General features: G+C 28.0%; 22 protein-coding genes and 2 pseudogenes. 7 read left to right on the top strand and 17 right to left on the bottom strand.

Annotated elements, in window-relative coordinates:
- The first annotated feature begins 6 nt into the window (after positions 1-6).
- Positions 7-516, top strand: coding sequence for an acyl-CoA thioesterase (locus tag BTO16_RS15340; RefSeq protein ID WP_105022523.1), 510 nt, complete (start codon positions 7-9; stop codon positions 514-516).
- Between the two features lie 11 nt (positions 517-527).
- Complete coding sequence (locus BTO16_RS15335; RefSeq protein WP_105022522.1) at positions 528-1,031, top strand: mechanosensitive ion channel domain-containing protein; 504 nt, start codon at positions 528-530, stop codon at positions 1,029-1,031.
- 71 nt (positions 1,032-1,102) lie between these two features.
- Here the strand turns inward: BTO16_RS15335 and BTO16_RS15330 are convergent, their stop codons facing one another.
- The 4 genes from BTO16_RS15330 to BTO16_RS15315 are packed head-to-tail and all read right to left on the bottom strand — an operon-like array spanning position 1,103 to position 5,184.
- Entirely contained in the window at positions 1,103-2,350 is a 1,248-nt protein-coding gene (locus BTO16_RS15330) for a murein hydrolase activator EnvC family protein (protein WP_245892130.1), read from the bottom strand.
- Positions 2,350-3,120: a DUF4292 domain-containing protein gene (locus BTO16_RS15325; RefSeq protein WP_105022520.1), complete on the bottom strand. Its 771-nt coding sequence runs from the start codon at positions 3,118-3,120 to the stop codon at positions 2,350-2,352. Before BTO16_RS15325 ends, BTO16_RS15330 begins: the two co-directional genes overlap by 1 nt.
- A 3-nt stretch (positions 3,121-3,123) precedes the next feature.
- The gene (locus BTO16_RS15320) at positions 3,124-4,167 is read right to left on the bottom strand and encodes a tetratricopeptide repeat protein (RefSeq protein WP_105022519.1); all 1,044 of its coding nucleotides are present in this window, start codon (positions 4,165-4,167) and stop codon (positions 3,124-3,126) included.
- Positions 4,168-5,184: a sugar phosphate nucleotidyltransferase gene (locus BTO16_RS15315; RefSeq protein ID WP_105022518.1), complete on the bottom strand. Its 1,017-nt coding sequence runs from the start codon at positions 5,182-5,184 to the stop codon at positions 4,168-4,170.
- Between the two features lie 172 nt (positions 5,185-5,356).
- Between BTO16_RS15315 and BTO16_RS18055 the strand changes: the two are divergent.
- The 3 genes and pseudogenes from BTO16_RS18055 to BTO16_RS18045 all read left to right on the top strand — a co-directional run.
- Positions 5,357-6,178 (top strand): annotated as a pseudogene (locus BTO16_RS18055) (ABC-F family ATP-binding cassette domain-containing protein); the annotation flags it as partial.
- A gap of 192 nt (positions 6,179-6,370) precedes the next feature.
- A pseudogene (locus tag BTO16_RS18050) lies at positions 6,371-6,685 on the top strand (ATP-binding cassette domain-containing protein); the annotation flags it as partial.
- A gap of 150 nt (positions 6,686-6,835) precedes the next feature.
- Positions 6,836-7,225 (top strand): ABC transporter C-terminal domain-containing protein, encoded by a 390-nt coding sequence (locus BTO16_RS18045; RefSeq protein ID WP_407675521.1) that lies wholly within the window; start codon positions 6,836-6,838, stop codon positions 7,223-7,225.
- Positions 7,226-7,318: 93 nt separating this feature from the next.
- Here BTO16_RS18045 and BTO16_RS15305 read toward each other — a convergent pair whose 3' ends face one another.
- Both BTO16_RS15305 and BTO16_RS15300 read right to left on the bottom strand, forming a co-directional pair.
- Entirely contained in the window at positions 7,319-8,035 is a 717-nt protein-coding gene (locus BTO16_RS15305; RefSeq protein WP_105022517.1) for a 3'-5' exonuclease, read from the bottom strand.
- A gap of 103 nt (positions 8,036-8,138) precedes the next feature.
- Complete coding sequence (locus BTO16_RS15300; protein ID WP_105022516.1) at positions 8,139-8,930, bottom strand: T9SS type A sorting domain-containing protein; 792 nt, start codon at positions 8,928-8,930, stop codon at positions 8,139-8,141.
- 228 nt (positions 8,931-9,158) lie between these two features.
- Between BTO16_RS15300 and BTO16_RS15295 the strand changes: the two genes are divergently transcribed.
- Both BTO16_RS15295 and BTO16_RS15290 read left to right on the top strand, forming a co-directional pair.
- Positions 9,159-9,854 carry a response regulator transcription factor gene (locus tag BTO16_RS15295; protein WP_105022515.1) on the top strand — a complete coding sequence of 232 codons (696 nt, stop codon included), beginning with the start codon at positions 9,159-9,161 and terminating at the stop codon, positions 9,852-9,854.
- A 10-nt stretch (positions 9,855-9,864) separates the two neighbouring features.
- Entirely contained in the window at positions 9,865-10,905 is a 1,041-nt protein-coding gene (locus tag BTO16_RS15290; protein WP_105022514.1) for a sensor histidine kinase, read from the top strand.
- A gap of 9 nt (positions 10,906-10,914) precedes the next feature.
- Here the strand turns inward: BTO16_RS15290 and purD are convergent, their stop codons facing one another.
- The 11 genes from purD to rfbB all read right to left on the bottom strand — a co-directional run bounded on the left by purD (position 10,915) and on the right by rfbB (position 22,772).
- Complete coding sequence (gene purD, locus BTO16_RS15285; RefSeq protein ID WP_105022513.1) at positions 10,915-12,189, bottom strand: phosphoribosylamine--glycine ligase; 1,275 nt, start codon at positions 12,187-12,189, stop codon at positions 10,915-10,917.
- A gap of 96 nt (positions 12,190-12,285) precedes the next feature.
- The gene (locus tag BTO16_RS15280) at positions 12,286-13,638 is read right to left on the bottom strand and encodes an exopolysaccharide biosynthesis polyprenyl glycosylphosphotransferase (RefSeq protein WP_105022512.1); all 1,353 of its coding nucleotides are present in this window, start codon (positions 13,636-13,638) and stop codon (positions 12,286-12,288) included.
- Between the two features lie 170 nt (positions 13,639-13,808).
- Positions 13,809-14,579 carry a glycosyltransferase family protein gene (locus tag BTO16_RS15275; RefSeq protein WP_105022511.1) on the bottom strand — a complete coding sequence of 257 codons (771 nt, stop codon included), beginning with the start codon at positions 14,577-14,579 and terminating at the stop codon, positions 13,809-13,811.
- Positions 14,580-14,678: 99 nt separating this feature from the next.
- Positions 14,679-15,752 carry a glycosyltransferase gene (locus BTO16_RS15270; RefSeq protein ID WP_105022510.1) on the bottom strand — a complete coding sequence of 358 codons (1,074 nt, stop codon included), beginning with the start codon at positions 15,750-15,752 and terminating at the stop codon, positions 14,679-14,681.
- Positions 15,742-16,938: an O-antigen ligase family protein gene (locus tag BTO16_RS15265; protein ID WP_105022509.1), complete on the bottom strand. Its 1,197-nt coding sequence runs from the start codon at positions 16,936-16,938 to the stop codon at positions 15,742-15,744. The genes BTO16_RS15270 and BTO16_RS15265 overlap by 11 nt, the downstream gene beginning before the upstream one ends.
- Positions 16,935-17,735, bottom strand: coding sequence for a glycosyltransferase (locus tag BTO16_RS15260; protein ID WP_105022508.1), 801 nt, complete (start codon positions 17,733-17,735; stop codon positions 16,935-16,937). Before BTO16_RS15260 ends, BTO16_RS15265 begins: the two co-directional genes overlap by 4 nt.
- Entirely contained in the window at positions 17,722-19,119 is a 1,398-nt protein-coding gene (locus BTO16_RS15255; RefSeq protein ID WP_105022507.1) for an O-antigen ligase family protein, read from the bottom strand. The genes BTO16_RS15260 and BTO16_RS15255 overlap by 14 nt, the downstream gene beginning before the upstream one ends.
- Positions 19,109-20,296, bottom strand: a complete 1,188-nt coding sequence (locus tag BTO16_RS15250; RefSeq protein ID WP_105022506.1) for an oligosaccharide flippase family protein — start codon at positions 20,294-20,296, stop codon at positions 19,109-19,111. Before BTO16_RS15250 ends, BTO16_RS15255 begins: the two co-directional genes overlap by 11 nt.
- A 66-nt stretch (positions 20,297-20,362) precedes the next feature.
- A complete protein-coding gene (gene rfbC / locus BTO16_RS15245; RefSeq protein WP_105022505.1) occupies positions 20,363-20,908 on the bottom strand; it encodes a dTDP-4-dehydrorhamnose 3,5-epimerase in 546 nt (181 codons plus the stop codon).
- Entirely contained in the window at positions 20,905-21,762 is an 858-nt protein-coding gene (gene rfbA, locus BTO16_RS15240; RefSeq protein ID WP_105022504.1) for a glucose-1-phosphate thymidylyltransferase RfbA, read from the bottom strand. The genes rfbC and rfbA overlap by 4 nt, the downstream gene beginning before the upstream one ends.
- Positions 21,762-22,772 (bottom strand): dTDP-glucose 4,6-dehydratase, encoded by a 1,011-nt coding sequence (rfbB, locus tag BTO16_RS15235; protein WP_105022503.1) that lies wholly within the window; start codon positions 22,770-22,772, stop codon positions 21,762-21,764. The genes rfbA and rfbB overlap by 1 nt, the downstream gene beginning before the upstream one ends.
- Positions 22,773-22,776: the final 4 nt, after the last annotated feature.

Below are 22,776 nucleotides of genomic sequence, written 5' to 3'. Positions count from 1 at the left end.
TTTTAAATGGAAGCAAAAACACCTGAAGAATCGTTAACAATTCTAACTGATTTAGTTTTACCCGGAGACACAAATTATTTAGACAATCTTTTTGGAGGAGAATTATTGGCAAGAATGGACAGAGCTTGCAGTATTGCAGCTAGACGTCATTCTAATAGAATTGTAGTTACCGCTTCTGTAAACCATGTTGCTTTTAACAAATCTGTGCCTGTTGGTAGCGTATTAACCATAGAGGCTAAAGTTTCTAGAGCGTTTAAATCATCAATGGAAATTTATGTGGATGTTTGGATAGAAGACAGACAATCTGGCCAAAGAACAAAAGTAAATGAAGGTATTTATACTTTTGTTGCTGTCGATGAGACTGGTAAACCAGTTTTAATACCTCAAATTAACCCAGAAACAGCTCTAGAGATAGAACGTTTTGAAGGTGCTTTAAGACGTAAACAATTAAGCTTAATTTTAGCCGGCAAACTAAAACCTAACGAAGCAACTGCTTTAAAGGCTTTGTTTAACTAATAATAAAAAGAATGGAATTTTTAAATCAATATAAAATTATAGAATCTCTTATTGTTTTTATTCTAGCTTTTATACTGCGCTTATTAATTACAAAATCGCTTGGTAAAATTCAATTAAAATTTGGTTTTCAAAAAGCCAGAATTATCTTAACTAATAAAATAATTACCATACTTATTTACATAACTTTAATTGTGATTACTGCTTTTATTTGGGGAGTTGATGAAAAACAATTACTAATTTACATTTCATCATTTTTAACCATACTAGGAATTGCTTTTTTTGCGCAATGGTCAATTTTATCAAACATTACGGCGGGTCTTATTTTATTTGTAAACTATCCTGTAAAAATTGGTGACAGAATTACAATTCTAGAAAAAGACTATAATATTAGTGGCGAAATTAGAGACATTGGTGCTTTTTTTATCACACTAAAAACTGCTAAAAATGAATTTATTACAGTTCCTAATTCTATAATTCTTCAAAAAAACATCAAATACTATCAGCAAGAAGAATAACCTTGAAAATATTTAGATCTTTAAAAGCCTAAACTCTTTACAAAATAGTATCAAAAACAAGCAAAAAACAGTTAACGAGATAACATCCAAGCAGCAGGATTTAAACGTGTTGTATTCTTAAAAAGCACAAAAACTAAGGTTGTTTTCTCCGTTACTTTGTCTGTAAATATTTTACCTATATTTTGACCCGTTACAATTCTATCTCCTTTTTTAACAAATGTGTTTTCTAGATTATTATAAGATGTAATATAATTACCGTGTCTTATCAATACATTTTTAGTACCTCCAGAGCCTAACAGAATATTTAAAACCTCGCCACTAAAAATAGCTTCAGCATTACTGCCTTTGCTTGTAACAATGTGCAAACCTGTACCGTTTATAGATATTCCTGGAAAAGTTGGATGTGGTTGTTCTCCAAACTTCCTAACCACTAAACCCTCTCTAACTGGCCAAGGTAACCTGCCTTTATTTTGCTCAAATTCGGCTGCTAAAGCTTTTGCTTCTGGCGTTAAAATAAACTCGTTTTCGGAAGTTGAAATGGGCACAGCTACATTATTCTTTTTAGCATTTGCTAGCGCCAATCTATTTGCTCTATCAATTTCTTCCTTTATAATTTTATCAATTTTTGCAGCAACTCTTTTGTCTTCTTTTATGTTATTTTGCAATTCTTTTTTATACTTTCCTTCTTTTCTTTTAATCTCTGTAATTAGTATTTCTTGCTTGCCTTTATCTTTTTCAATTTCTTCCTTCTCGTTTGTTTCCGATAAAATTAAAGTATCTTTTACTTTTTTCTGAACCAATAAAGAATCTTTTAATCCTTTTATAATCGTTGTTTGAACAATAATTTCTTCTCCTTGTTTTTTTCTAAAAGAAGTATATTGTTTCATATATTCTAACCGTTTGTAAGCTTGATAAAAGTTTTGCGAAGACAGCAAAAACATCGTTCTACTTTGTTGCGATTTACTTTTGTAAGATTTAAAAATCATATCGCCATAATCGGCCTTTAAATCTGTAAGTTTTTTATTTAGTTTATTTATTTTTTTTTGGGTTGCTACAATCTCTCTAGACAGAAGTTTTGCTTCTAAATTAATAGTTGCAATAAGTTTATTTCTAGCATCAATTTTTAGATTGATATCTCTTAAATCTTCTAAGGCATTTTTTTCTTTTTTCTTTTCATTAAAAAGCATTGTATTTAGTTGTGCAATAACTGTTTTATATTTTATGCGCTGATTTTCTAACTCGTTTCTAGTTTGACTAAAAACAATACTATTCATCATAAAAACTGATAAAAAAACGAAATAAAAAGTACGAGTATTCATTAAAATTCTAAACGTTTGTAATTATTAGGAATATCATAACTCATTTTTAAATTGGTATTAAATTCAACCGATTTATAAATAATATCAATCTCTGTAAATGAATCTACTGTTTTTGCTTTGATATTTACTTCGGATGGAAAAATAACATTTTCTATTAAATTATATGAAGGATATTTTACATCTAATCGTAAATCTTTATCAACATTAACGATAGTTTGTTCGTCTAATTTAAAATGCGACGGATTAATTGTAAAGAAAATATGAAACAATTCTGCTTGTTTTTCTGGTGATAAAATATACCTATTATTTACAATTTGTAATTCTTGATCTTGCTCTTTTACATTAAGTAATGATTGTCCTAAAAATAGATTTTGTAATTGCTCAAAGTTAATTTCTACACCCAATAGCTGTTTAATCATCGAGAAATCTCCTTCAAAATAATTTTTAGCAAAAGGCGAATAGTAACTTACAGTTGTTGGTGTAATTTTCGCTTTAAAAACAGTAATAAATTTAGTACCTTTTAACCAAATTACCTTGTCTTTTTCAATCATTAAATTAACAGAAAAACTTTGATCAATTTTACCATTATTAAAATTTACTTTTAATTTGGCATCCAACGTTTTTTTATCAAAATTAGCTGCAATATGTTTTTTTGCTACTTTTTTTGCAGAAATCTCTTTTGCAATTGCATTGGCATCAATCATATTTTTTTTTGTTTTGCAAGAGGTTAAAACAAGGGTAATTAGTAAAATATATTTTAAAAACTTCATTTTTTATTTTTTGAGATTTTTAGCTTTTTGCAGGTATTTCATTTCTTCTTTATCATTCCCTAAACCTTTATAGGCTCTTGCTATTTCTAAATAAAAAGCTGCTTCCATTTTATCTTCTATAACAAAATCAATACCACTTTGTAATATTGATAACGCGTTTTTATAATTTTTGGTATCATTTAAAGCTTTTCCGTTTACAAGATATACAGACGCTTGTGCAGGAAAAAGGGCAATTCCTTCTTTACTAAATTTTAATAAATCAACTTGGTTTCCGTTAGATTGTTTTAAAATTTCTACTAATATTTTATATGATTTATCAGTTTTAAACTGATTAATTAAACTATCTAAATCTTTTGACTCCATTTCTTTAACCAGGTCTCCTTCCTTTTCATCTGCCTCTTCTTCAAGATCGATACTAACTGGAAGTTTTTTAATCGAATACTCTTTTCTACTTTCTAAATTAGCTCTTAGCTTTTTTAAATAGGATGATAAAACATTCTCTTTTTCTAATATATCCATTAAAGAAATTGCTTCTTTAATTTGACCATTAAAAACATACAATCTTGCTAGAAATTCTCTTTCTTTAGGATTGATGACAACTATCTTTTGTTGCGCTTTAATGGCTTCTGCGTATTTGTTATCCTTTATATAAATCTGCACCAAATGAGTTAACATCCAAGTATTCATCGGCTCTTTCACTAAAGCTCTTTCTATATATTCTTTAGCTAATAAGGTGTTATTTAAAAATAAGTAATTTTTAGAAAACTCAAAAAAGACAGCAATATCGTTTGATAAAATTTGATTGCAGCTTTCTAAATTTTCAATTGCTTTTTGATAGTTTCCAATCGATTTTTCTGACAAGGCTCTAAAAAAGAATTGCTGAAACTTTAACTCAGTTTCTTCGGTTGTGTCTACTTTATCTGGAATGCTATCTTGCGCTACACTATCCATTGAAAAAAGAAAAACAAAAAACGAAAAAAGAGCCAATTTAAAATAGTTAAACTGCCTCTCTTTTTTATATTCTATGTTCTTTTCTCTTTGTATCACTTATGTTAATTCTGTATAATCGCCAATGCTTACCGAAGAGTATTTTGCATTATATGTTGCATAATTACCTATCATAGCATTGTTTAAGTTTGCGTTTGAAATTGTTACATTAGTTTGTATTAGAGAGTTTACAATAGTAGAATTCGTTACAACACTATTTTCACCAATAGAAACGTATGGGCCAATTTTAGTATCTGTTAACACCACATTTTTACCAACATAACAAGGTTGAATTATTTGTGAGTTATTTAAAACGACATCCGAAGAAACCAAATTTTTACCTGCAGCATATTCAAAACCTAAAGTTTGTTTATTTGTGTCTACCGTTGGGTCTTTCTTACCACAATCCATCCAAGCACTAACCGTTCCTGGAATAAATTTTGCTCCTTGTTGTTTTAAAGATTCTAAAACATTGGTTAATTGATATTCATTATTTTCTTTTAAATCATTATCGATCAAATATTGAATTTCTTCTAATAGTTTTTCACCACTTTTAAAATAATAAATTCCGATAATCGCTAGATCAGAAACAAAATCTTTGGGCTTTTCTATAAAATCGGTAATAAAACCGTCTTGTACCTTTACAACACCAAATGCGCTAGGATTATCAACCTTACTTACCCAAATTGCGCCATCAGCATTTACATCCAACGTAAAATCTGCTTTAAATAAAGTATCCGCATAGGCAACAACACAAGGTCCGCTTAGAGATTCTTTGGCCATATAAATTGCATGTGCCGTTCCTAAAGCTTCATCTTGTATGTAAACAGAACCTTTTGCACCTAATTCTTTTGCTATTTTTAATAATTTTTCTTCAGTATCAGTTGGAAAACCTTTTGCAACTGAACCAATTACAAAAGCAATTTCATCAATCTTTTCATCAATCACAGAAGCAATATCTTCTACCAAACGCTGTACAATTGGTTTGCCTGCAATAACTGTTAAAGGCTTTGGTACCGTAAGGGTGTGTGGTCTTAAACGAGATCCAATTCCTGCCATTGGCACTATAATTTTCATATACTATTTTTTTCAATTAAGTACCCGCAAGATAGTATTAATTAAGAGATTCTAAAAATAGTTTGATGACAAAAACAGGGCTTTTTTGTTGTGTGATAACTGTTTAAAAAATGATTTTTTTAAATCCTTAAAATTAGCGGTTGATTTTGTTTCTTTGCAAAAAATATTACTTGTGAATTATCTTTCGGTAGAAAACATTTCTAAATCTTATGGTGAACGCGTTTTATTTCAAGACATTTCTTTTGGAATAAATAAAGACCAAAAAGTTGCCTTTGTTGCTAAAAACGGAACAGGGAAAACATCAATCCTTAATATTATTGCAGGTTTGGATGTCCCCGACTCCGGACAAATTGTAACTAGAAAAGATGTTTCTATTGCTTATTTAGCGCAAAACGATGTTTTAAATCCAGATTTAACCATCGAAGAAACTATTTTTGCTACGGATAATATTATCCTTTCTGTTATCAATAAATACGAAAAAGCATTAAAAAACCTTGATGATACAGAAGCATATCAAAATGCTTTTGAGTTGATGGAACAATACAATGCGTGGGATTTTGAAACACAATACACGCAAATTTTATCTAAATTAAAGTTAGATGATTTATCACTAAAAATTTCTACACTTTCTGGAGGACAAAAAAAACGTTTGTCTTTAGCAATCGTTTTAATTAGCAAACCCGATTTTTTAATTTTGGATGAGCCTACAAATCACTTAGATTTAGAAATGATTGAGTGGCTAGAATCCTTTTTTGCAAAGGAGAAAATAACCCTTTTTATGGTTACGCACGACCGTTATTTTTTAGAACGTGTTTGTAATGAGATTTTAGAATTGGATGAAGGTAAAATCTACAAATACAAAGGTAATTATTCGTATTATTTAGAAAAAAGAGAAGAAAGAATTCAGTTAGAGCAAGTTACTACAGACAAAGCAAAAAACCTTTTTAAAAAGGAATTAGATTGGATGCGTAGACAGCCAAAAGCAAGAACTACAAAATCGAAATCTAGAATTGATGATTTTTATCAGATAAAAGAAAAAGCAAGTCAGCGAAGATTAGACCATAAAGTTCAGTTAGAGATAAATATGGAACGTTTAGGAAGCAAAGTTTTAGAGCTTCATAAATTGTTTAAATCTTATGGCGACAAAAAGATTTTAGACGGCTTTGACTATATCTTTAAACGGGGAGAACGCATCGGAATTATTGGTAAAAACGGAACGGGTAAATCGTCTTTCTTAAATATTATTACACAACAAAATGAAGTTGATGGCGGTAAAGTTGTAGTTGGAGAAACTGTTAAATTTGGATATTACACACAATCTGGAATCAACATTAAAGAAGGTCAAAAAGTAATTGAAGTTGTTAAAGAGTTTGGTGAATTTATCCCTTTAACAAAAGGAAGAAAAATTTCTGCTTCGCAACTTTTAGAACGCTTTTTGTTTGATAAAAAGAAACAATACGATTTTGTTGAAAAACTTTCTGGTGGAGAACAAAAACGTTTGTATTTATGTGCCGTTTTAATCCAGAATCCTAACTTTTTAATTTTAGATGAGCCAACAAACGATTTAGATGTTGTAACCCTAAATGTGTTAGAAAATTTCTTACTAGATTATCCTGGAAACTTATTGGTAGTATCGCATGACAGATACTTTATGGATAAAATTGTAGATGCTTTATTCGTTTTTAGAGGAGAAGGAATTGTAGAGAATTTTCCTGGAAATTATTCTGATTTTAGAGCCTATGATAGTTCTGATTCTGATGAAACTATTGATGAAAAACCAGTAGAAATAGTAGTTGAAAAAACGGAGAAAAAAGTAACCAAAAATACCTTAACTTTTAATGAAAAAAGAGAGTTTGGTGCTTTAGAAGTAGAAATTGAAAGACTTCAGAAAAGGAAAGCTACGATTGAAAATCAGTTTTTAAATGTAGAAATTGCTGCTGATAACATTTCAAAAAAATCGGAAGAGTTACAAGAAATTATCACTACAATTGAACAAAAAGAAGAGCGCTGGTTTGAGCTTTCTATGAAACAGGAAGATTAAAATTATTACACAGAGATTCTCAGAGCAAATAATAAAATTAAAATCTTTGCGAATCTCAGTGATTTTTTTCTGTGAAATTCGAACTAATAAAGACTAAACTCGAATAATATTTTCGTCTTTTAGTAAAGCTTCATTATTAAAACGCAATAAAATTTGCGCAACAGCAATGGTGTCTTTTTCGCAATAGGTAACAATTCTATCAATATTTTTTTCTTTGTAATAAACGCCTGCAACTTCACTACCTTCAATATCATCTTTTGGCGAAGGAATCCCTAAAATAGACGTTAGTAACTTTAGTGATGTATAGTGTTTGTAGTCGCCAAATTTCCATAGTTCAAGCGTGTCTAAATGCGGAATTTCCCATGGTTTTTTACCAAACAAATTTAGTTTGCTAGGCAATTCTATTTGATGCACAATCATTCTTCTAGCAATAAAAGGAAAATCGAATTCCTTACCATTATGAGCGCATAATACATTTGCTGTTTTTGCAAAATGTTTATTTAATAATGCTTTAAAATCAATTAACAGTTGGTTCTCATTATCACCAAAAAAAGAGGTAATTCTTAATTGTTTTATTTCTTTTACATCTACAAAATAACCCACAGAAATACAGATTATTTTCCCGAACTCAGCCCAAATGCCTGCGCGTTCATAAAACTGTTCTGGAGTAGTTTCTTCTTTTCGCTGGTACTGCGTTTTCTTCTCAAAAAGTTCTTGAGTTGTTTTAGAAAGCAAACTCCAGTTCTCTTCTTGAGGAACAGTTTCTATGTCTAAAAAAAGGATGTCATTTAAGTTATTGGTAAGATTCATAGCAACAAGTTTTTCTTTTTCAAGCTAAAGATACAAAAATAAAAAAAGCTCCAAACATAAATTTGGAGCTTTTAAAACAAGAACCTTTATAGTTCTTAAAATTTTATCTAATAACTAATTTTTTAGTTGCTGTTTTGCCATCTTCAGTTACTTTTAAAATGTAAATTCCAGATGAAATTGCAGAAACATCTACATTCGATTTTACTCCAGAAAAACTTGAAGACAATACTTTTTTACCTAAAACATTATAAATAGTAATTGTTTTTTTACTAGAACTCTTGCTAGTAATTGTAAATGTATTGTTTGTAATTGGGTTTGGATATGTTGTGAAACCTTCTATTGCATTATCTTTTACTGAAGCTACAGTATTATTTACAAAAGAAATATCATCCCAATAAGTAACTGCCCCAGAATAGGTTCTTAATTCAAAATAAAACTGGGTTGCTCCTGCTGGCGCAGTAACAGTAGCCTCATATTTAGACCAAGCCCCTGAGTTATTATCTAAGTAACCATTATCTGGACCTCTTAAAGCACCATCTGTGGCAGCATCTGTTACAGAAGCAGTAGAGGAATCTTGCCAATACGACCAAATACGTGAATCAGTTGCATCGTTTTCTACCACTTTATACCAAATTGTTATAGTATAACTGTTACCAGCGACTATCCCTGTGATAGTTTGCCCTAAGTCTTTGGTTCCGCCAACATGTTTAGCTGAAAATGAACCACCATGTATTTCTGTAGATTCCTTGGTTATTTCTTCAACTTTGGTCCAATCAGTTGGAGCTGTATCTGAATCCCAATTTTCTAAACCTCCATTTAACAACATCTCTTGACCAAAAGAAACTGACGTTAAACAAAGTGTAATCAATAAAGTAAAAATGTAATTTTTTTTCATGTGTGATTTGATTTAAGAATTAGCAGTAAATATAGGAAATATTTGTTTTTTATTCTGATTATAAGTACATTAATTAATTGTTAACAAAGTAAAACTAACTAGCTTTTATTTAAAATATCTCAATGTTATGTAAAAGTAAATTAAAAAAGCCTAGATTAAATGATTGTTAAGAACGTGTCTTTCTATTAGAATTATCTGTATTTTTGATATTCAACACTCAAAAAGATTATGAATAAAAGCGACATTAAAATTTTATTAGTTGATGATGAACCAGACATTCTAGAAATAGTTGGGTACAATCTTAAGAATGAAGGTTATCAAGTTTTTACTGCCGAAAACGGGGTACAAGCTATTAAGGTTGCTAAAAAGAATATTCCCCATTTAATTTTATTGGATATTATGATGCCCGAAATGGACGGAATAGAAGCTTGTGAAAAAATTAGAAAAATAAAATCACTAGAAAACGTAATTATATCTTTTTTAACTGCAAGAGGAGAAGATTACTCTCAAGTTGCAGGTTTTGAGGCTGGTGCAGACGACTATATTACAAAACCTATTAAACCTAAAGTTTTAGTAAGCAAAGTAAAATCTTTACTACGCAGGTTAAAAACCGAAGAAGAAAGTGAAGAAACTTTTAAAATTGGTGATATTGTTATCGACAGAGATGAATATGTTGTATACAAAGCAGGAAACAAAATTGCGCTTCCAAGAAAAGAATTCGAACTATTTTCTTTGCTAACTTCAAAACCAGGAAAGGTTTTTAAAAGAGAAGTTATTTTAGATACTGTTTGGGGAAATGAGGTTGTTGTTGGTGGCAGAACAATTGATGTACATATTAGAAAACTTCGTGAAAAAATTGGTGACGACCATTTTAAAACAGTAAAAGGTGTTGGGTATAAATTTGTTTTAGAAGGCGAAGACTAATTAATAAACTTTGAAATTAAAAAAAACATATTCGTATGCATTTTGGTCGGCAGTGTATTTAACATTGCTCTCTGTAATAATAGCTGCCATTTCCTACTTTTTAATCAGTAAACATCTAGGGATTTTTACAATTATAATTTCTATTATTTTTCTTTTTCTGATTTCTTTTTTTATAATTCAATACAGAGCGGAACATTTTATTTATAGACGTCTAAAAAAAATATATGAAGATGTTTCATTCTTAAACGTAAAAGATCTTAAAAGAGAAAGTGCAACCACAGATGTTGAAATACTTTCTAAAAAAATGGAAAAATTTGTTGAAGGTAAACGACTCGAAATAAAAAACTTAACAGAAATAGATTCTTTTAGACGCGATTTTTTAGGCAATGTTGCACACGAACTAAAGACGCCTCTTTTTACTGTGCAAGGCTATATTTTAACTTTATTAGAAGGCGCAGTTAACGACAAACAAATACGTATGAAGTATTTAGACAGAGCCAATAAAGGTGTAGAAAGATTGGTTGCTGTTATCAAGGATTTAGATATGATTACCAAGTTAGAAAACGATGGTCTGAATATAAATTTTGAAGTATTTAATCTTCTTGAACTGATTCAGAATGTATTTGATTTGTTTGAAATGAAGGCTAAAAAAAGAAATATTACACTTCAATTTGATAAAGTTTATGAGTTTCCAGTTTTTGTAAAAGCTGATGTTGAAAAAATAGAACAAGTACTTATCAACCTTGTTGTTAACTCTATAAAATACGGAAAACCTAACGGCACAACTATTATTGGAGTAGAAAGTTATACAAATCAAAAATTTATTGTGAAGGTAATAGATAACGGAGAAGGTATTAAAAAAATACATCTTCCACGTTTATTCGAACGCTTTTATAGAGTTGACCAAAGTAGGTCTCGAGAACAAGGTGGTTCTGGATTGGGCCTTTCGATAGTTAAACATATTATAGAAGCGCACGACGAAAAAATCTTGCTAAAAAGTACGTATGGTAAAGGTTCAGAGTTTTCATTTACTCTTGAAAAAGCAAGGTAATTTTACAATTTAGACTAAATCAAAACCAATATCTTTTCTGTAGTTCATCTTATCAAAATGAATTTTGTGAATGCTTCTATAACTTTTAGCTAAAGCTTCTTCTATAGAGTCTCCAAGAGAAGTTACTGCCATTACTCTACCTCCGCTGGTTACTACTTTATTGTCTTTGATAGTTGTTCCTGCATGAAAAACGATAGATTCATCAACAGTATCAAGACCAATAATTTCTTTGTTTTTTTGATATGCTTCTGGATATCCACCAGAAACCAACATTACGGTTGTTGCTATTTTATCGCTTACAGCAAAAGATTTTTCATTTAAAGTTTGATTCGCTACACCTTCAAACAACTCAAATAAATCTGATTCTATTCTTGGTAATACAACTTCTGTTTCTGGATCACCCATTCTTACATTGTATTCAACCACAGAAGGATTTCCGTTATCATTCATTAATCCAATAAAAATAAAACCTCTATAATCAATTCCGTCTTTTTGTAAACCTTCTATTGTAGGTTTTACAACCAATTCTTCCACTTTATGTAAAAAAGCTTCATCGGCAAAAGGTACAGGAGAAATTGCACCCATTCCGCCGGTATTTAAACCAGCATCTCCTTCACCAATTCTCTTATAATCTTTTGCTGATGGTAAGATTTTATAGTTTATCCCATCAGTTAACACAAAAACAGATAATTCAATTCCTTTTAAAAATTCTTCGATAACTACGGTAGATGATGCTTCACCAAATTTCTGATTAGCAACCATTTCTTTTAATTCGGATTTTGCTTCATCCAAAGAATTCAAAATTAACACACCTTTTCCTGCCGCTAAACCATCTGCTTTTAAAACAAAAGGAGGTTCTAATGTTTCTAAAAAAGCAAAACCATCTGTTAAATTATCTTTTGTAAATGATTGATATCTCGCTGTAGGAATTCCATGTTTTTGCATGAATTGTTTTGAGAAATCTTTTGAGCCTTCCAACAAAGCACCATCTTTTTTAGGACCAATTACAGGAATGTTTTTCAACTCAACATCCGCTAAGAAAAAATCGTGAACTCCTTCTACTAAAGGTACTTCTGGCCCAACAACAACCATTTTAATGTCGTTTTCTAAAACAGCATTTTTAATCACTTTAAAATCAGAAATATTTATATCGATGTTGGTTGCAATTTTATGGGTTCCTGCATTACCTGGAGCTACAAAAATTTGATTAATTTTCTTGCTTTCTAATAATTTTAAAGTAAAAGCATGTTCTCTGCCTCCAGAACCTAAAATAAGTACATTCATGTTTGTTGTGTTGTTGTGGATGCAAATATATTTTAAATTCTTTGGATACTCAATTTATAAGGAAAGTCAATTTTAAGTTTTAATTAAAAACCCCATTTAATATGCTTTATCTTCTTTAATAAAAACATTGAAAAAAGTTTGGGCAATTATTTTAATATCTAAAAAAAAAGACCAATTTTCGATATAAAAAATATCCAACCTTACTCGGTTATTTATATCAGATTTTTTAATTACTTCGCCTCTATAGCCACTAATTTGAGCTAATCCTGTAATACCAGGTTTTACAGAGTTTCTAAGTAAATAATTATCAACTTCATTTATATATTTTTTGGTATGAAGATTCATATGAGGTCTAGGGCCAACAATACTCATATCTCCAAGTAAAACATTAAAAAATTGAGGAAACTCGTCTAAACTTGATTTTCTTAAAAATGCACCAACTTTTGTTATTCTGGTGTCATTTTTTGATGCCGAAACTTTATCAGCATTGTTATTAACTTTCATAGATCTTAATTTATAACATAAAAATTGAGTTCCGTTTATTCCTTCTCTTCTTTGTTTAAAAAATAAAGGTCCTTTAGAATCTATTCTTATAACAATCCATAAAATAGGCAACATCCAAGTTAAAATAAATACGCAAATAAAAGCAGAACAAATGATATCTAATATTCTTTTTATAATATGCGTTTCAATTTTTTCAAAAGGGAGTCGTTTTGGTTTTAATATAGGCACTGTTCCTAAATATTCTAAAACAAAATCTTTACGATAAATTGCATTATTCTCTGGCATTAATATTAATTCTAAATCTTTTTCTTCAGCAAATTTTCTGATTTTAACTAACAAATTTGGGCTGATCTCTGATGGATCGCAGTACATCTCATCAATTTCATGTTCTTCAATATATTTAAAACCAGATTTTAAATGTCCTAAATAATCTTCTGAATCGTAAATTTTAGATGAGAAGAAACCAATATATCTGTAACCAAAATGATTTTTAAGTTGAAATAAATTCTCTAGTTTTTTTGCTGAATTAAATTCTCCGAAATAAACAACATTTCGATGATTATTTCCTTCAGCCCGATACCTTTTTCTCATAAAATAAATAAAAAATTTCAAAAAAGGAATGATTAATGAAATTATTCCAAAAAATAAAAACTGGTTTTTTATACTTTCACCTTCCATAAAAAGACTAAAAAAACTTAAGTATGCAAGTAAAAAAACAAAGAATTGAGAAACAATTAGAGATAATAAAACATTAACTTGTGTGTATCTGTGCACTTTATAATAGCCTGTATAAAGGGAAATTACTACCCAAGAAATAGAAATATAAGTAAGAAAAGTAAAGTTTAAATATATCTTATCAAATAATATATAAACAATTACATTAATTACTAATAAATCAATTAAGATTATTAATACTCTTATTAATATGGATTTTTTATGTTTCAAATTTAATATTTTTTCCTTTTTTTAATAACTCTAAAATTATAATTAATTAAACATAACACTTTGCGGCAAAGAAATGTGACTAATATATAGGCTACTAATATGATGATTATATAATGTAATAAAAAATAATCTTTAAAAATAATTCTAAAAATTAGAGAAAATCATAAAAATTAAAAACCCCATTTTAAAAAATATTTAATAGCTGATGAAGTATGACGTAAAAATAAATTTAAATCTTTTGCAGAGCCTTGTTTTAAAACATGATAAATTACTTCTTGTGGATAATACAACTTCTTCTTACCCAATTGGTCTATTTTTCTGCAAATATCTACATCTTCCATGTATAAGAAGTAACGTTCATCAAATCCCTCTAATGCGACAAAATCGGCTGTTTTGTATAACTGAAAACAACCTGTAAGATATTCTGCAAAAAATGCACTTGTTAAATTTCTATCTTTATATTGGCCTCTTGAAATTGTAGGATTAAATAATGACATGAAAACTGGAAACCTCCTAACTATTAATTCTAATAAAAGTGGATATCTTCTACAAGAATATTGATGTTCTCCATTGGGAAATAAAACTTTAGGAGCAATCATTGATAAATTGTCATCTTTATTTAATTGTAAAATTAAATTTGGAATCACAGTTTTCTCAAAATTAACATCCGGATTTAATATTAGATGAAAATTAGAGTTATTTTTAATTCTGTCAATAACGATATTATGCCCTGCTCCAAAACCGATATTTTTACCAATTGCAATATATTCTATTTCTTTCTGCTTAAAAAGATGTTGAAAAAGTTTACTTTTAGTATTATCAACTAAGTAAAGTTTCTTTTTTAATGGCACACTTAAAAAAGCATTTATAGTGCTTGTAAGTTCTTCTAAGTTTTCATTATATAGCACTATAGATGCTGATATATCTAGTTTCTCTTTCATGAATCAATATGACTTTTTATCTCTTTTAAAGTCATTCAAATTAATTTTAACATAATCAAATAAGATTATTAATAGTCTAATTAAAACTGAATGTTTATTTTATAAATTAATTTCACTTCTAAACGATTTTTTAAAACTTTCTACTGAAAATTTTAGAGAATGTTGCCTAATATAGCTTGGGTTAAATTTAATACTTTCAAAATTAAGAACTGCTTCTTCTAAACTAGATGTGGTTTGCTCATTAAAAAATACTCCTGTTTTATTTTCTACAACAGTATCTATCGCTCCGCCTGCCCTGAAAGCAATAACAGGAGTTCCACAAACTTGTGGTTCCAACAGTGCAATTCCAAAATCTTCTTTTCCACAGAAAACAAAAGCTTTTGCTTTCTTTAAAAATTCTTTAGATTCTTCGGGGAATAAATATCCTTTAAACTCTATATTACTTTTTGCCCTAGCCTTTAACTCTTTAAATAAAGTACCACTGCCTATAATAACCAATCTTTTTCCGTTATTATTAAATACATCTATTAAAATATCATATCTTTTATAAGGTTCTAAGCGCCCAACTGAAACATAAAAATCATCCTTTTCCTCATGATATTCAAAATCAACAATATTAACTGGAGGATTAATAGTTATTATTTTTCTGTTATATTTTTCTGTTGACCAATTTGAAACAAAATCTGATACCGCAAAAATAATAGTTGGTTTTTTAGACATTCTAATATCAAACCTTCTTAGCGGGGGTATAATAAAAGTTGCAATTTTCCTAATTCCTCTAAAATACAAGTCTTTTTCTTCCCAAACATATTTTAAATTTCTAGCTACAATATACGAAACATGTGTACTGCTTTTTTTAAAACTTATTCCTTTAACTACAGAATGAGAAACACTTATAATAAGTGCATTTTCTTCTTTTACTTTTAATTTTTTAAGTGCGAAAGGAAATAAAGGTAATAAAAATCTAAAATACTTACCAAAATATTGAAGTATCGATGTTTCAACTTCAATTTCATTACCAAAAATTCTTTTTAAGTTATCTTCAGACATTATATTAACAAGTGTATAAACTTTGTCAAACTTAAATTCTTCATGTAAATACTTTGCCACTTTTTCAGCACCACCATAAACATCTAGCCAATCGATAACAAGTATTGTTTTTCTATTTTTCATTTTTTTTTAAAACTATTTTGTGAAATAAAGGGATAATAATACCAAATAAAAATACCCCTAATTGTCTATGGAATAAATTTTCGAAGGTAAAAAATAAAATAAATGATAAAAGTATAAATATTGCATTAAAACTTTCATTAAAAGTATAAGCTAAAGACATTAAAAGTAACAAAAAGAGACTTAAACCAATGATACCTCCATCTAAAAAAACATCAAAAAACTGGTTATGCGTATTAAACTGTGTTTCTATAAAATAATCTCTTTTAGATACATTATCAATACTTACTTTATAACAATTATTTAGTTCTTCTTGGGTAGAATTTCGATTATTATACCCAAAATACATATTAAAATTACTATTTTTTACTTGATCAAAAAAACAAGTCCAAATAACAAATCTAGGCTCTTGATTCTTTACTACTTTTAGGGTTTCACTATAACTATTTTCTATATGCAACCTATTTTTTAAATTTTTATTCAAAGTAAACGCACCACTTAATAAAACAAAAATGGCAAAAAAACCTACAATAGACCTTGTTAGAGAAAACTTAAAATAATTTATAAATCTTATGATTAAATAAATAATTAACAAGAATAAAGACAATCTTGCAACTATAACATACATAAAAAATGCAATTATAAACGCAATGACGATAAAAACAATCTTTTCGTTTTTTAATTTAATTTTAGGCAATAAAACATCTATTAAAATAATTGATAATAAACACATAAAACCAAAATAAGGCCTATGAATTAATAAAAGTTCATGTACCTCTGCAGTGTTACCAAATGGCAATGTTTTAAACTCAAAATAAAAATTAAAAACTTTTAATAAAGAAACAATTACCCCAACAAACAAACCAAATACATAGCCTTTTATAACTATAGAAATATTTTTAATATTATACATTAAAACACTTAATGCTAAAACTATTCCTAAATACTTATAGATCCCAAAATTATCTACTAAAGCATTAAAAAAGAGCGCTTTTATTAAAATATAAAAAACAAAAAGAAATACAAATTTCAAATACCATGTAGTGATAATAATTTTATCTTTCTTAAATAGAAAAACTAAGAAAAGAACAAATAACAATATATTAGGAATTGCCATTGACAAAGACAATGAAAATAATAATATTGAAAAAACAATATCAAATATATGATCAATTCTTTTGGCTATCATTTTTTTAAAACACTTTTTAATTTAATTAAAATTTTTAGTGGCACAATATAAAGCAGAATACTCCTAAAAAGACCATAAATTGGATAAAAACCTACATAAAAATTTTTAAGTATTAATTTGATTCTATTTTCGGCTTGTTTTTTTCTTTGAAGTGTTGAAATACCATTCGGATTAATTTCGCATCTCACTAATACTTGATTAATATTTGCTACTTTACATTTATTTATAACATTAAAAAAAAACGCATAATCTTCTGCTGCTTTATAATCAACAGGATAAAGACCTGTAATTTCTAACATGCTATTTCTAAACATTATGGTTGGATGTATGTGCATTGCATTGATAAACATTTTTTTTCTAATTTGCTTATCTTTTTCTGGCACATTTAAAGTGTACAATAAATTTCCTTTAGTGTCTAAAAAATCTACATTTGTTCCTACTAAAGAAATATCTTGATGTAATTCTAAATAAGTTTCTTGAATTTTAAATCGATCTTTTACACAAATATCTCCACAATCTAATCTGGCAGTGTACTTATATTTGTTTTTTGTACTAAAATTTAAACCTTTATTCAAAGCTATTTCTATTCCACTATTTTCTTTTAAATATTCAAAAAAAACAACTCCATTTCCTATAAATGATGCTCTTATTTTAGTTTCATCAATATCCAAATTGCTACCATCATCTACAATAAGTACATCTAAATTTTCGTTCTTATCTATAGATGACAATGAAGCATATAATCCATCTATATTCTTGTAATGCGGAATTAAAAGAATTATATTATTCCTGTTCATTTGCTGTTTTTTTCTGTTGTACTTGTAATATTAGCAAGGCTAGACAAATCCAAAAACCAAATACTCTAAAGCTATCAAATTGTAACCAATTTATTAAAAAACCTATAAAAGACACTAACAATACAATTGGTATAATTTTTTCAATATATTTTCTGCTTGTAATTAGTTTTTTACACTGATAAAAAATTAAAAAAATAAAAGAAAGAAAAATTAAAAAACCTATGATTCCTGTTTCTGCCAATAATCTTGTAAACATATTAAAGCCTGGCGGAAAAGATTTATCACTTTCATTTAAATAATACTCCTTAAACTCATAATTATTGTGCGTAGCCCATTTTGGATACTTATCTTTTGCATGATAGGCTTGTTGCCCAAAACCAACACCAACGATAGGGTTTTCCGCAAAAATTAATAAGGATGTGTATTGAATACCAAATCTTGATCTATTAGAGATACTGCTGAATAGGTTTTTTTGAAAATTTAAGGTACTTACTTTAAGCTCTATAGCCTCTGCAACTTTTTTACCATTAAAAATAAAAAGCAATATAATTAACGTACTAAATAAAATAAAAAATCGCTGAATAACTTTTTGAAATTTTTTATTGATAGAAAATGCAACCAAAATAAAAATAAAAAATTGAAATAATATTACTATTAGTGCAGTTCTTGATCCTGAGAAAAAAGTAAGCAAAAAGACAATTATTGTTGGTAAGAATTTTTTAATACCAACAGCTGTTAAAACATAGCTAAACATCCATGCTCCAACCGTAATTAAATAAATAGCTAAAAATGGTGGTTCATAAGAAACTGAAGATATCCTTTTAAAAATATAATCTAACTGGGTTTCTGTAAATGGAAAATAATCAAATAGAGAAAACACACCTTTTAAAAATGAAAAGTTAAAAACTAAAATTAAAATCTCAAATAAAGAATAAACAGCAACAAAGATTAATGAGTATAGAAAAATCTTTCTTAACTGAAAAAATATTAATTTAAGTTTAAAATCACTAAAAATATTATACGAAGTAATAAATAAAATTAAAGCAATAAATAGTGATATCATTTGCCTTATAAATCGATTAAAGCCTGATGTTTGTTTTAAATAATTATCATAAACATTTGCACTATTTAACAAAGTAGAAACAAACAACCATCCAACAAAAAGAATTAAAAAGTGAATGAAAATATTTTTTTGAGGAATAATAATTTTACCCTTAAACAATACATCTAATAATAGTGAAAAAAAGGAAAATAAAAAAAAAACAATTGCTCCATCCTTTCTATATTCTCCTAAAAAAGCAATTCCAACATAAGAATTAAAAGGAATAAAGAAAACTCCTAAAAAGAAAAGAAACCTATATGTTTGTTTTAGACTAATTCTCATCTTTATTATTTCTTAAAACTAGAAACGAAATAATTGCTGCTCCAAGATTTATTATTAATTGAGATAAAAAAGTAGAAAAAGCAGCTACTAACATTCCGTATTTTTCAATAAAAAAATAATTAATAATTATATTACATAATATAGCCAAGAATCCTAAAGAAAACAAGTGTTTATATTTTCTATACGCAATTAAAAAAGAAAAAGGAAGTGTTACATAGGTGATAAAAGAACCTAACATTAAAATATTAGTATTCCAAAATGAACTTTTATACTCAAGATAAACATAATTTGTAACAAACCAATTAAATACCAATGTAGCTAAAAATATTACAGAAGAAAACAGCAGTACCTTTCTAAAACTTTTTTGCACAAATAATAAATAATTGTTTTCTTTTGCTATTTCTATCTGTTTTATATTTAATACTGTAAAAATTGGCACTACTAACATTAATGAAATATTATAAATTTTAAGCGAAAAAGAATAAATTCCTAAATCCTCTTCAGTTAAAAAAGCATCTACAAAATAAGAATCTATAAAAGACAACAAAGGAATTAAAGCGGAATAAAAGATTAAAAATTTAGATTGAAACGTTAATTTCTTTAAAATCTGAAAATTTAGATTAAACTCAATTTCTTCTTTTTTCACAAATAAAATAGCGAGAATAACCATTGCGACAAGTGAAACAACAAAATTAAACTCTAATAATTCTATGTAATTATTTGATGTTATAACATAAAAGAAAAAAACTGTTGAACAAAAAAGGCTTAACTGTCTAACAATATCTACTATTCCATATTGATAATACCTTTCTTTTATATTTAGGTAAGACTTTAATATCGCAGAAATAAAATATGTTGCACTAAAACAGATAAACAAATAAAAATGTAAATTTTTATAAAAAAAATTCACCAATAAGAAGAAAAAAGGAATGAGAATTAAACTTAAAAAAAAAACAGCAAAATTGTATTTCTTGTAGTCAAAAACCTTTGAATCTACAAGATAAGCAGATAAAAAAGGGTCAATAATTATTGCTACTAAATTTAACAAAAGATATAAATAACTATATTCCCCAAAATCTTTTACGCTAAGAAACAAAAGTACTAATGCAATATTTGCTAACCCTAAAGACTTTACTATAATATGGGATGTGAAAATTTTAGCAATATTTTTAAACATAAAATAAAACTTTAAAATTCAACAAAGTTGAATTTAATATTACATCGCCTATTACAAATTCACTTTTCAATTGATAAATTCTTTAAATGTTTTTAATTTCTTATCTTTTTCAGATAAAATAATTTCATCTTTTTTAAGTTTCCAATCTATATTTAATTCCAAATCATTGTACAAAACTCCATCTTCTGAATCTTTATTGTAATAATTATCACATTTATAATTTACAATTGTATTTTCTTCTAAAACAGAAAAGCCGTGTAAAAAACCTCTAGGAATAAATAATTGAATGTTATTTTTAGATGATAATTCTAAAGAAAAACTTTTTCCAAAAGTATTAGAATTAGGTCTAACATCTACAATTACATCTAGTATCTTACCACTAATTACTCTTACCAATTTAGCTTGACTATTTTTTCCTGTTTGTAAATGTAAACCTCTAATAGCGCCGTATTTTGATATCGATTCATTCTCTAAAACAAAATCAATATCTTTACTTACCGCTTTATTAAATTCATTTTTATTATAATTTAGCAAAAAACTGCCTCTATTATCATTTATCAATTTAGGCTCTATTATAAAACAATCTATAAACGGGGTTTCTTTTACTATCATTTAATTTCTAATATATTAGTGCCATAACCACTTTTTAAAAGTGGTTTTGCAAGATTATACATCTGCTGTTTAGTAATAAAGCCAGATCTATAAGCAGACTCTTCTAAAGAACCGATTTTTAACCCTTGTCGCTGTTCTATCGCTTGTACAAATTGACCAGCCTGCATTAAAGAATCAAAAGTACCCGTATCTAACCAAGCAATTCCCCTGTCTAAAACTGTTACTTCAAGTTTCCCTTTTTCTAAATAAACCTTATTTATATCTGTTATTTCTAATTCTCCTCTTTTACTTGGTTTTATCTGTTTCGCTATTTCCACTACAGTATTATCATAAAAATAAATACCAGGTACTGCGTAATTAGATTTTGGTTTTAAAGGTTTTTCTTCAATAGAAATTGCTTTAAAATTTTCATCAAACTCAACAACTCCATAGCGCTCTGGATCTGTAACATGGTATGCATAAACAACACCTCCATCTGGCTTATTATTCGCCCTTAATAAACTAGGCAATCCCGATCCATAAAAAATATTATCTCCTAAAATTAGCGCAATATTATCCTTAGCTATAAAATCTTCGCCTATTAAAAAGGCTTCTGCTAATCCATTTGGTTTTTCTTGCACTTTATATTGAAAACTACACCCATATTTTTTTCCATCACCTAATAATCTTTCAAAAAGTGGCAAGTCTTGAGGTGTCGAAATAATTAATATTTCTCTTATTCCTGACAATATTAAAACAGAAATAGGATAATAAATCATTGGTTTATCATACACAGGCATTAATTGCTTGCTTACGGCTAAAGTTAATGGATGTAATCTAGTACCTGATCCTCCTGCTAAAACGATTCCTTTCATTATTTATTGTATTTTTCTAAATACCACTTAATAGTTTTAAGAATTCCAGATTCAAAATTTTCTTGGGCTTTCCAACCTAGTTCTTCTTCTATTTTTGTTGCATCAATAGCGTATCTAAAATCGTGTCCTGGCCTGTCTTTTACAAAACTGATTTGTTCTTTATACGATATTTCTTTAGGCTTTTCTTGATCTAAAATTTCGCAGATCATAGTTGCAATATTTAAATTATTGCGCTCATTTTTACCACCAATATTGTACGTTTCTCCCGATTTTCCGTGGCTATAAGCAAGCTCAATTCCTACACAATGATCTAAAACATACAACCAGTCTCTAATGTTTTTTCCGTCACCATAAATAGGAATATTTTCTCCATTAACCGCCTTTCTTATAATAGTAGGTATTAATTTTTCGTCATGTTGTTTTGGCCCATAATTGTTAGAACAATTTGTCGTAACAACATTTAAACCATACGTATGAAAATAACTTCTTACTAAGAAATCTGATGATGCTTTTGATGCGCTATAAGGGCTATTAGGAGCATAAGGCGTTTGCTCTGTAAACAAACCAGTTTTACCTAAAGTACCATAGACCTCATCAGTTGAAATATGTAAAAACCTTGAGTTTTCAAAACCTTTTTTAAATTTAAAAGGAGATTCCGTCCAATAATTCTTTGCTACATCTAATAAATTAAAAGTTCCAAAAACATTCGTTTTAATGAACGATTCTGGATTTTTAATAGAATTATCTACATGCGATTCTGCTGCAAAATGAATTACACCTGTAAAATTATGAGTCTTAAAAAGCTGTTCTACCAATTTTCTATCACAAATATCTCCTTTTACAAAAATATACCTATCGAAACTTTCTACTTCTTTTAAATTGGATAAATCTCCTGCATAGGTTAATAAATCTAAATTAACAATAGTTAAATCTTTGTTATTCTCTAAGAAATAGGGTATAAAATTTGAACCTATAAAACCTGCTCCTCCAGTTATAAGAACTGTTTGCATCTTT

Source organism: Polaribacter glomeratus (assembly GCF_002954665.1).
GTDB lineage: Bacteria > Bacteroidota > Bacteroidia > Flavobacteriales > Flavobacteriaceae > Polaribacter > Polaribacter glomeratus.
Note: the sequence above shows the minus strand (reverse complement) of the source record. Positions and strands in the feature narration are given on the sequence as shown.

Coding starts and splice junctions, on each gene's coding strand:
- purD (WP_105022513.1), bottom strand. CDS start 12,189: ATGAATGTACTTATTTTAGGTTCTGGAGGCAGAGAACATGCTTTTACT.
- rfbB (WP_105022503.1), bottom strand. CDS start 22,772: ATGCAAACAGTTCTTATAACTGGAGGAGCAGGTTTTATAGGTTCAAAT.
- BTO16_RS15300 (WP_105022516.1), bottom strand. CDS start 8,930: ATGAAAAAAAATTACATTTTTACTTTATTGATTACACTTTGTTTAACG.
- BTO16_RS15340 (WP_105022523.1), top strand. CDS start 7: ATGGAAGCAAAAACACCTGAAGAATCGTTAACAATTCTAACTGATTTA.
- BTO16_RS15250 (WP_105022506.1), bottom strand. CDS start 20,296: ATGTTTAAAAATATTGCTAAAATTTTCACATCCCATATTATAGTAAAG.
- BTO16_RS15295 (WP_105022515.1), top strand. CDS start 9,159: ATGAATAAAAGCGACATTAAAATTTTATTAGTTGATGATGAACCAGAC.
- rfbA (WP_105022504.1), bottom strand. CDS start 21,762: ATGAAAGGAATCGTTTTAGCAGGAGGATCAGGTACTAGATTACATCCA.
- BTO16_RS15275 (WP_105022511.1), bottom strand. CDS start 14,579: ATGAAAGAGAAACTAGATATATCAGCATCTATAGTGCTATATAATGAA.
- BTO16_RS15305 (WP_105022517.1), bottom strand. CDS start 8,035: ATGAATCTTACCAATAACTTAAATGACATCCTTTTTTTAGACATAGAA.
- BTO16_RS18045 (WP_407675521.1), top strand. CDS start 6,836: ATGGATAAAATTGTAGATGCTTTATTCGTTTTTAGAGGAGAAGGAATT.
- BTO16_RS15265 (WP_105022509.1), bottom strand. CDS start 16,938: ATGATAGCCAAAAGAATTGATCATATATTTGATATTGTTTTTTCAATA.
- BTO16_RS15335 (WP_105022522.1), top strand. CDS start 528: ATGGAATTTTTAAATCAATATAAAATTATAGAATCTCTTATTGTTTTT.
- BTO16_RS15330 (WP_245892130.1), bottom strand. CDS start 2,350: ATGAATACTCGTACTTTTTATTTCGTTTTTTTATCAGTTTTTATGATG.
- BTO16_RS15315 (WP_105022518.1), bottom strand. CDS start 5,184: ATGAAAATTATAGTGCCAATGGCAGGAATTGGATCTCGTTTAAGACCA.
- BTO16_RS15270 (WP_105022510.1), bottom strand. CDS start 15,752: ATGAAAAATAGAAAAACAATACTTGTTATCGATTGGCTAGATGTTTAT.
- BTO16_RS15325 (WP_105022520.1), bottom strand. CDS start 3,120: ATGAAGTTTTTAAAATATATTTTACTAATTACCCTTGTTTTAACCTCT.
- BTO16_RS15255 (WP_105022507.1), bottom strand. CDS start 19,119: ATGAGAATTAGTCTAAAACAAACATATAGGTTTCTTTTCTTTTTAGGA.
- BTO16_RS15260 (WP_105022508.1), bottom strand. CDS start 17,735: ATGAACAGGAATAATATAATTCTTTTAATTCCGCATTACAAGAATATA.
- rfbC (WP_105022505.1), bottom strand. CDS start 20,908: ATGATAGTAAAAGAAACCCCGTTTATAGATTGTTTTATAATAGAGCCT.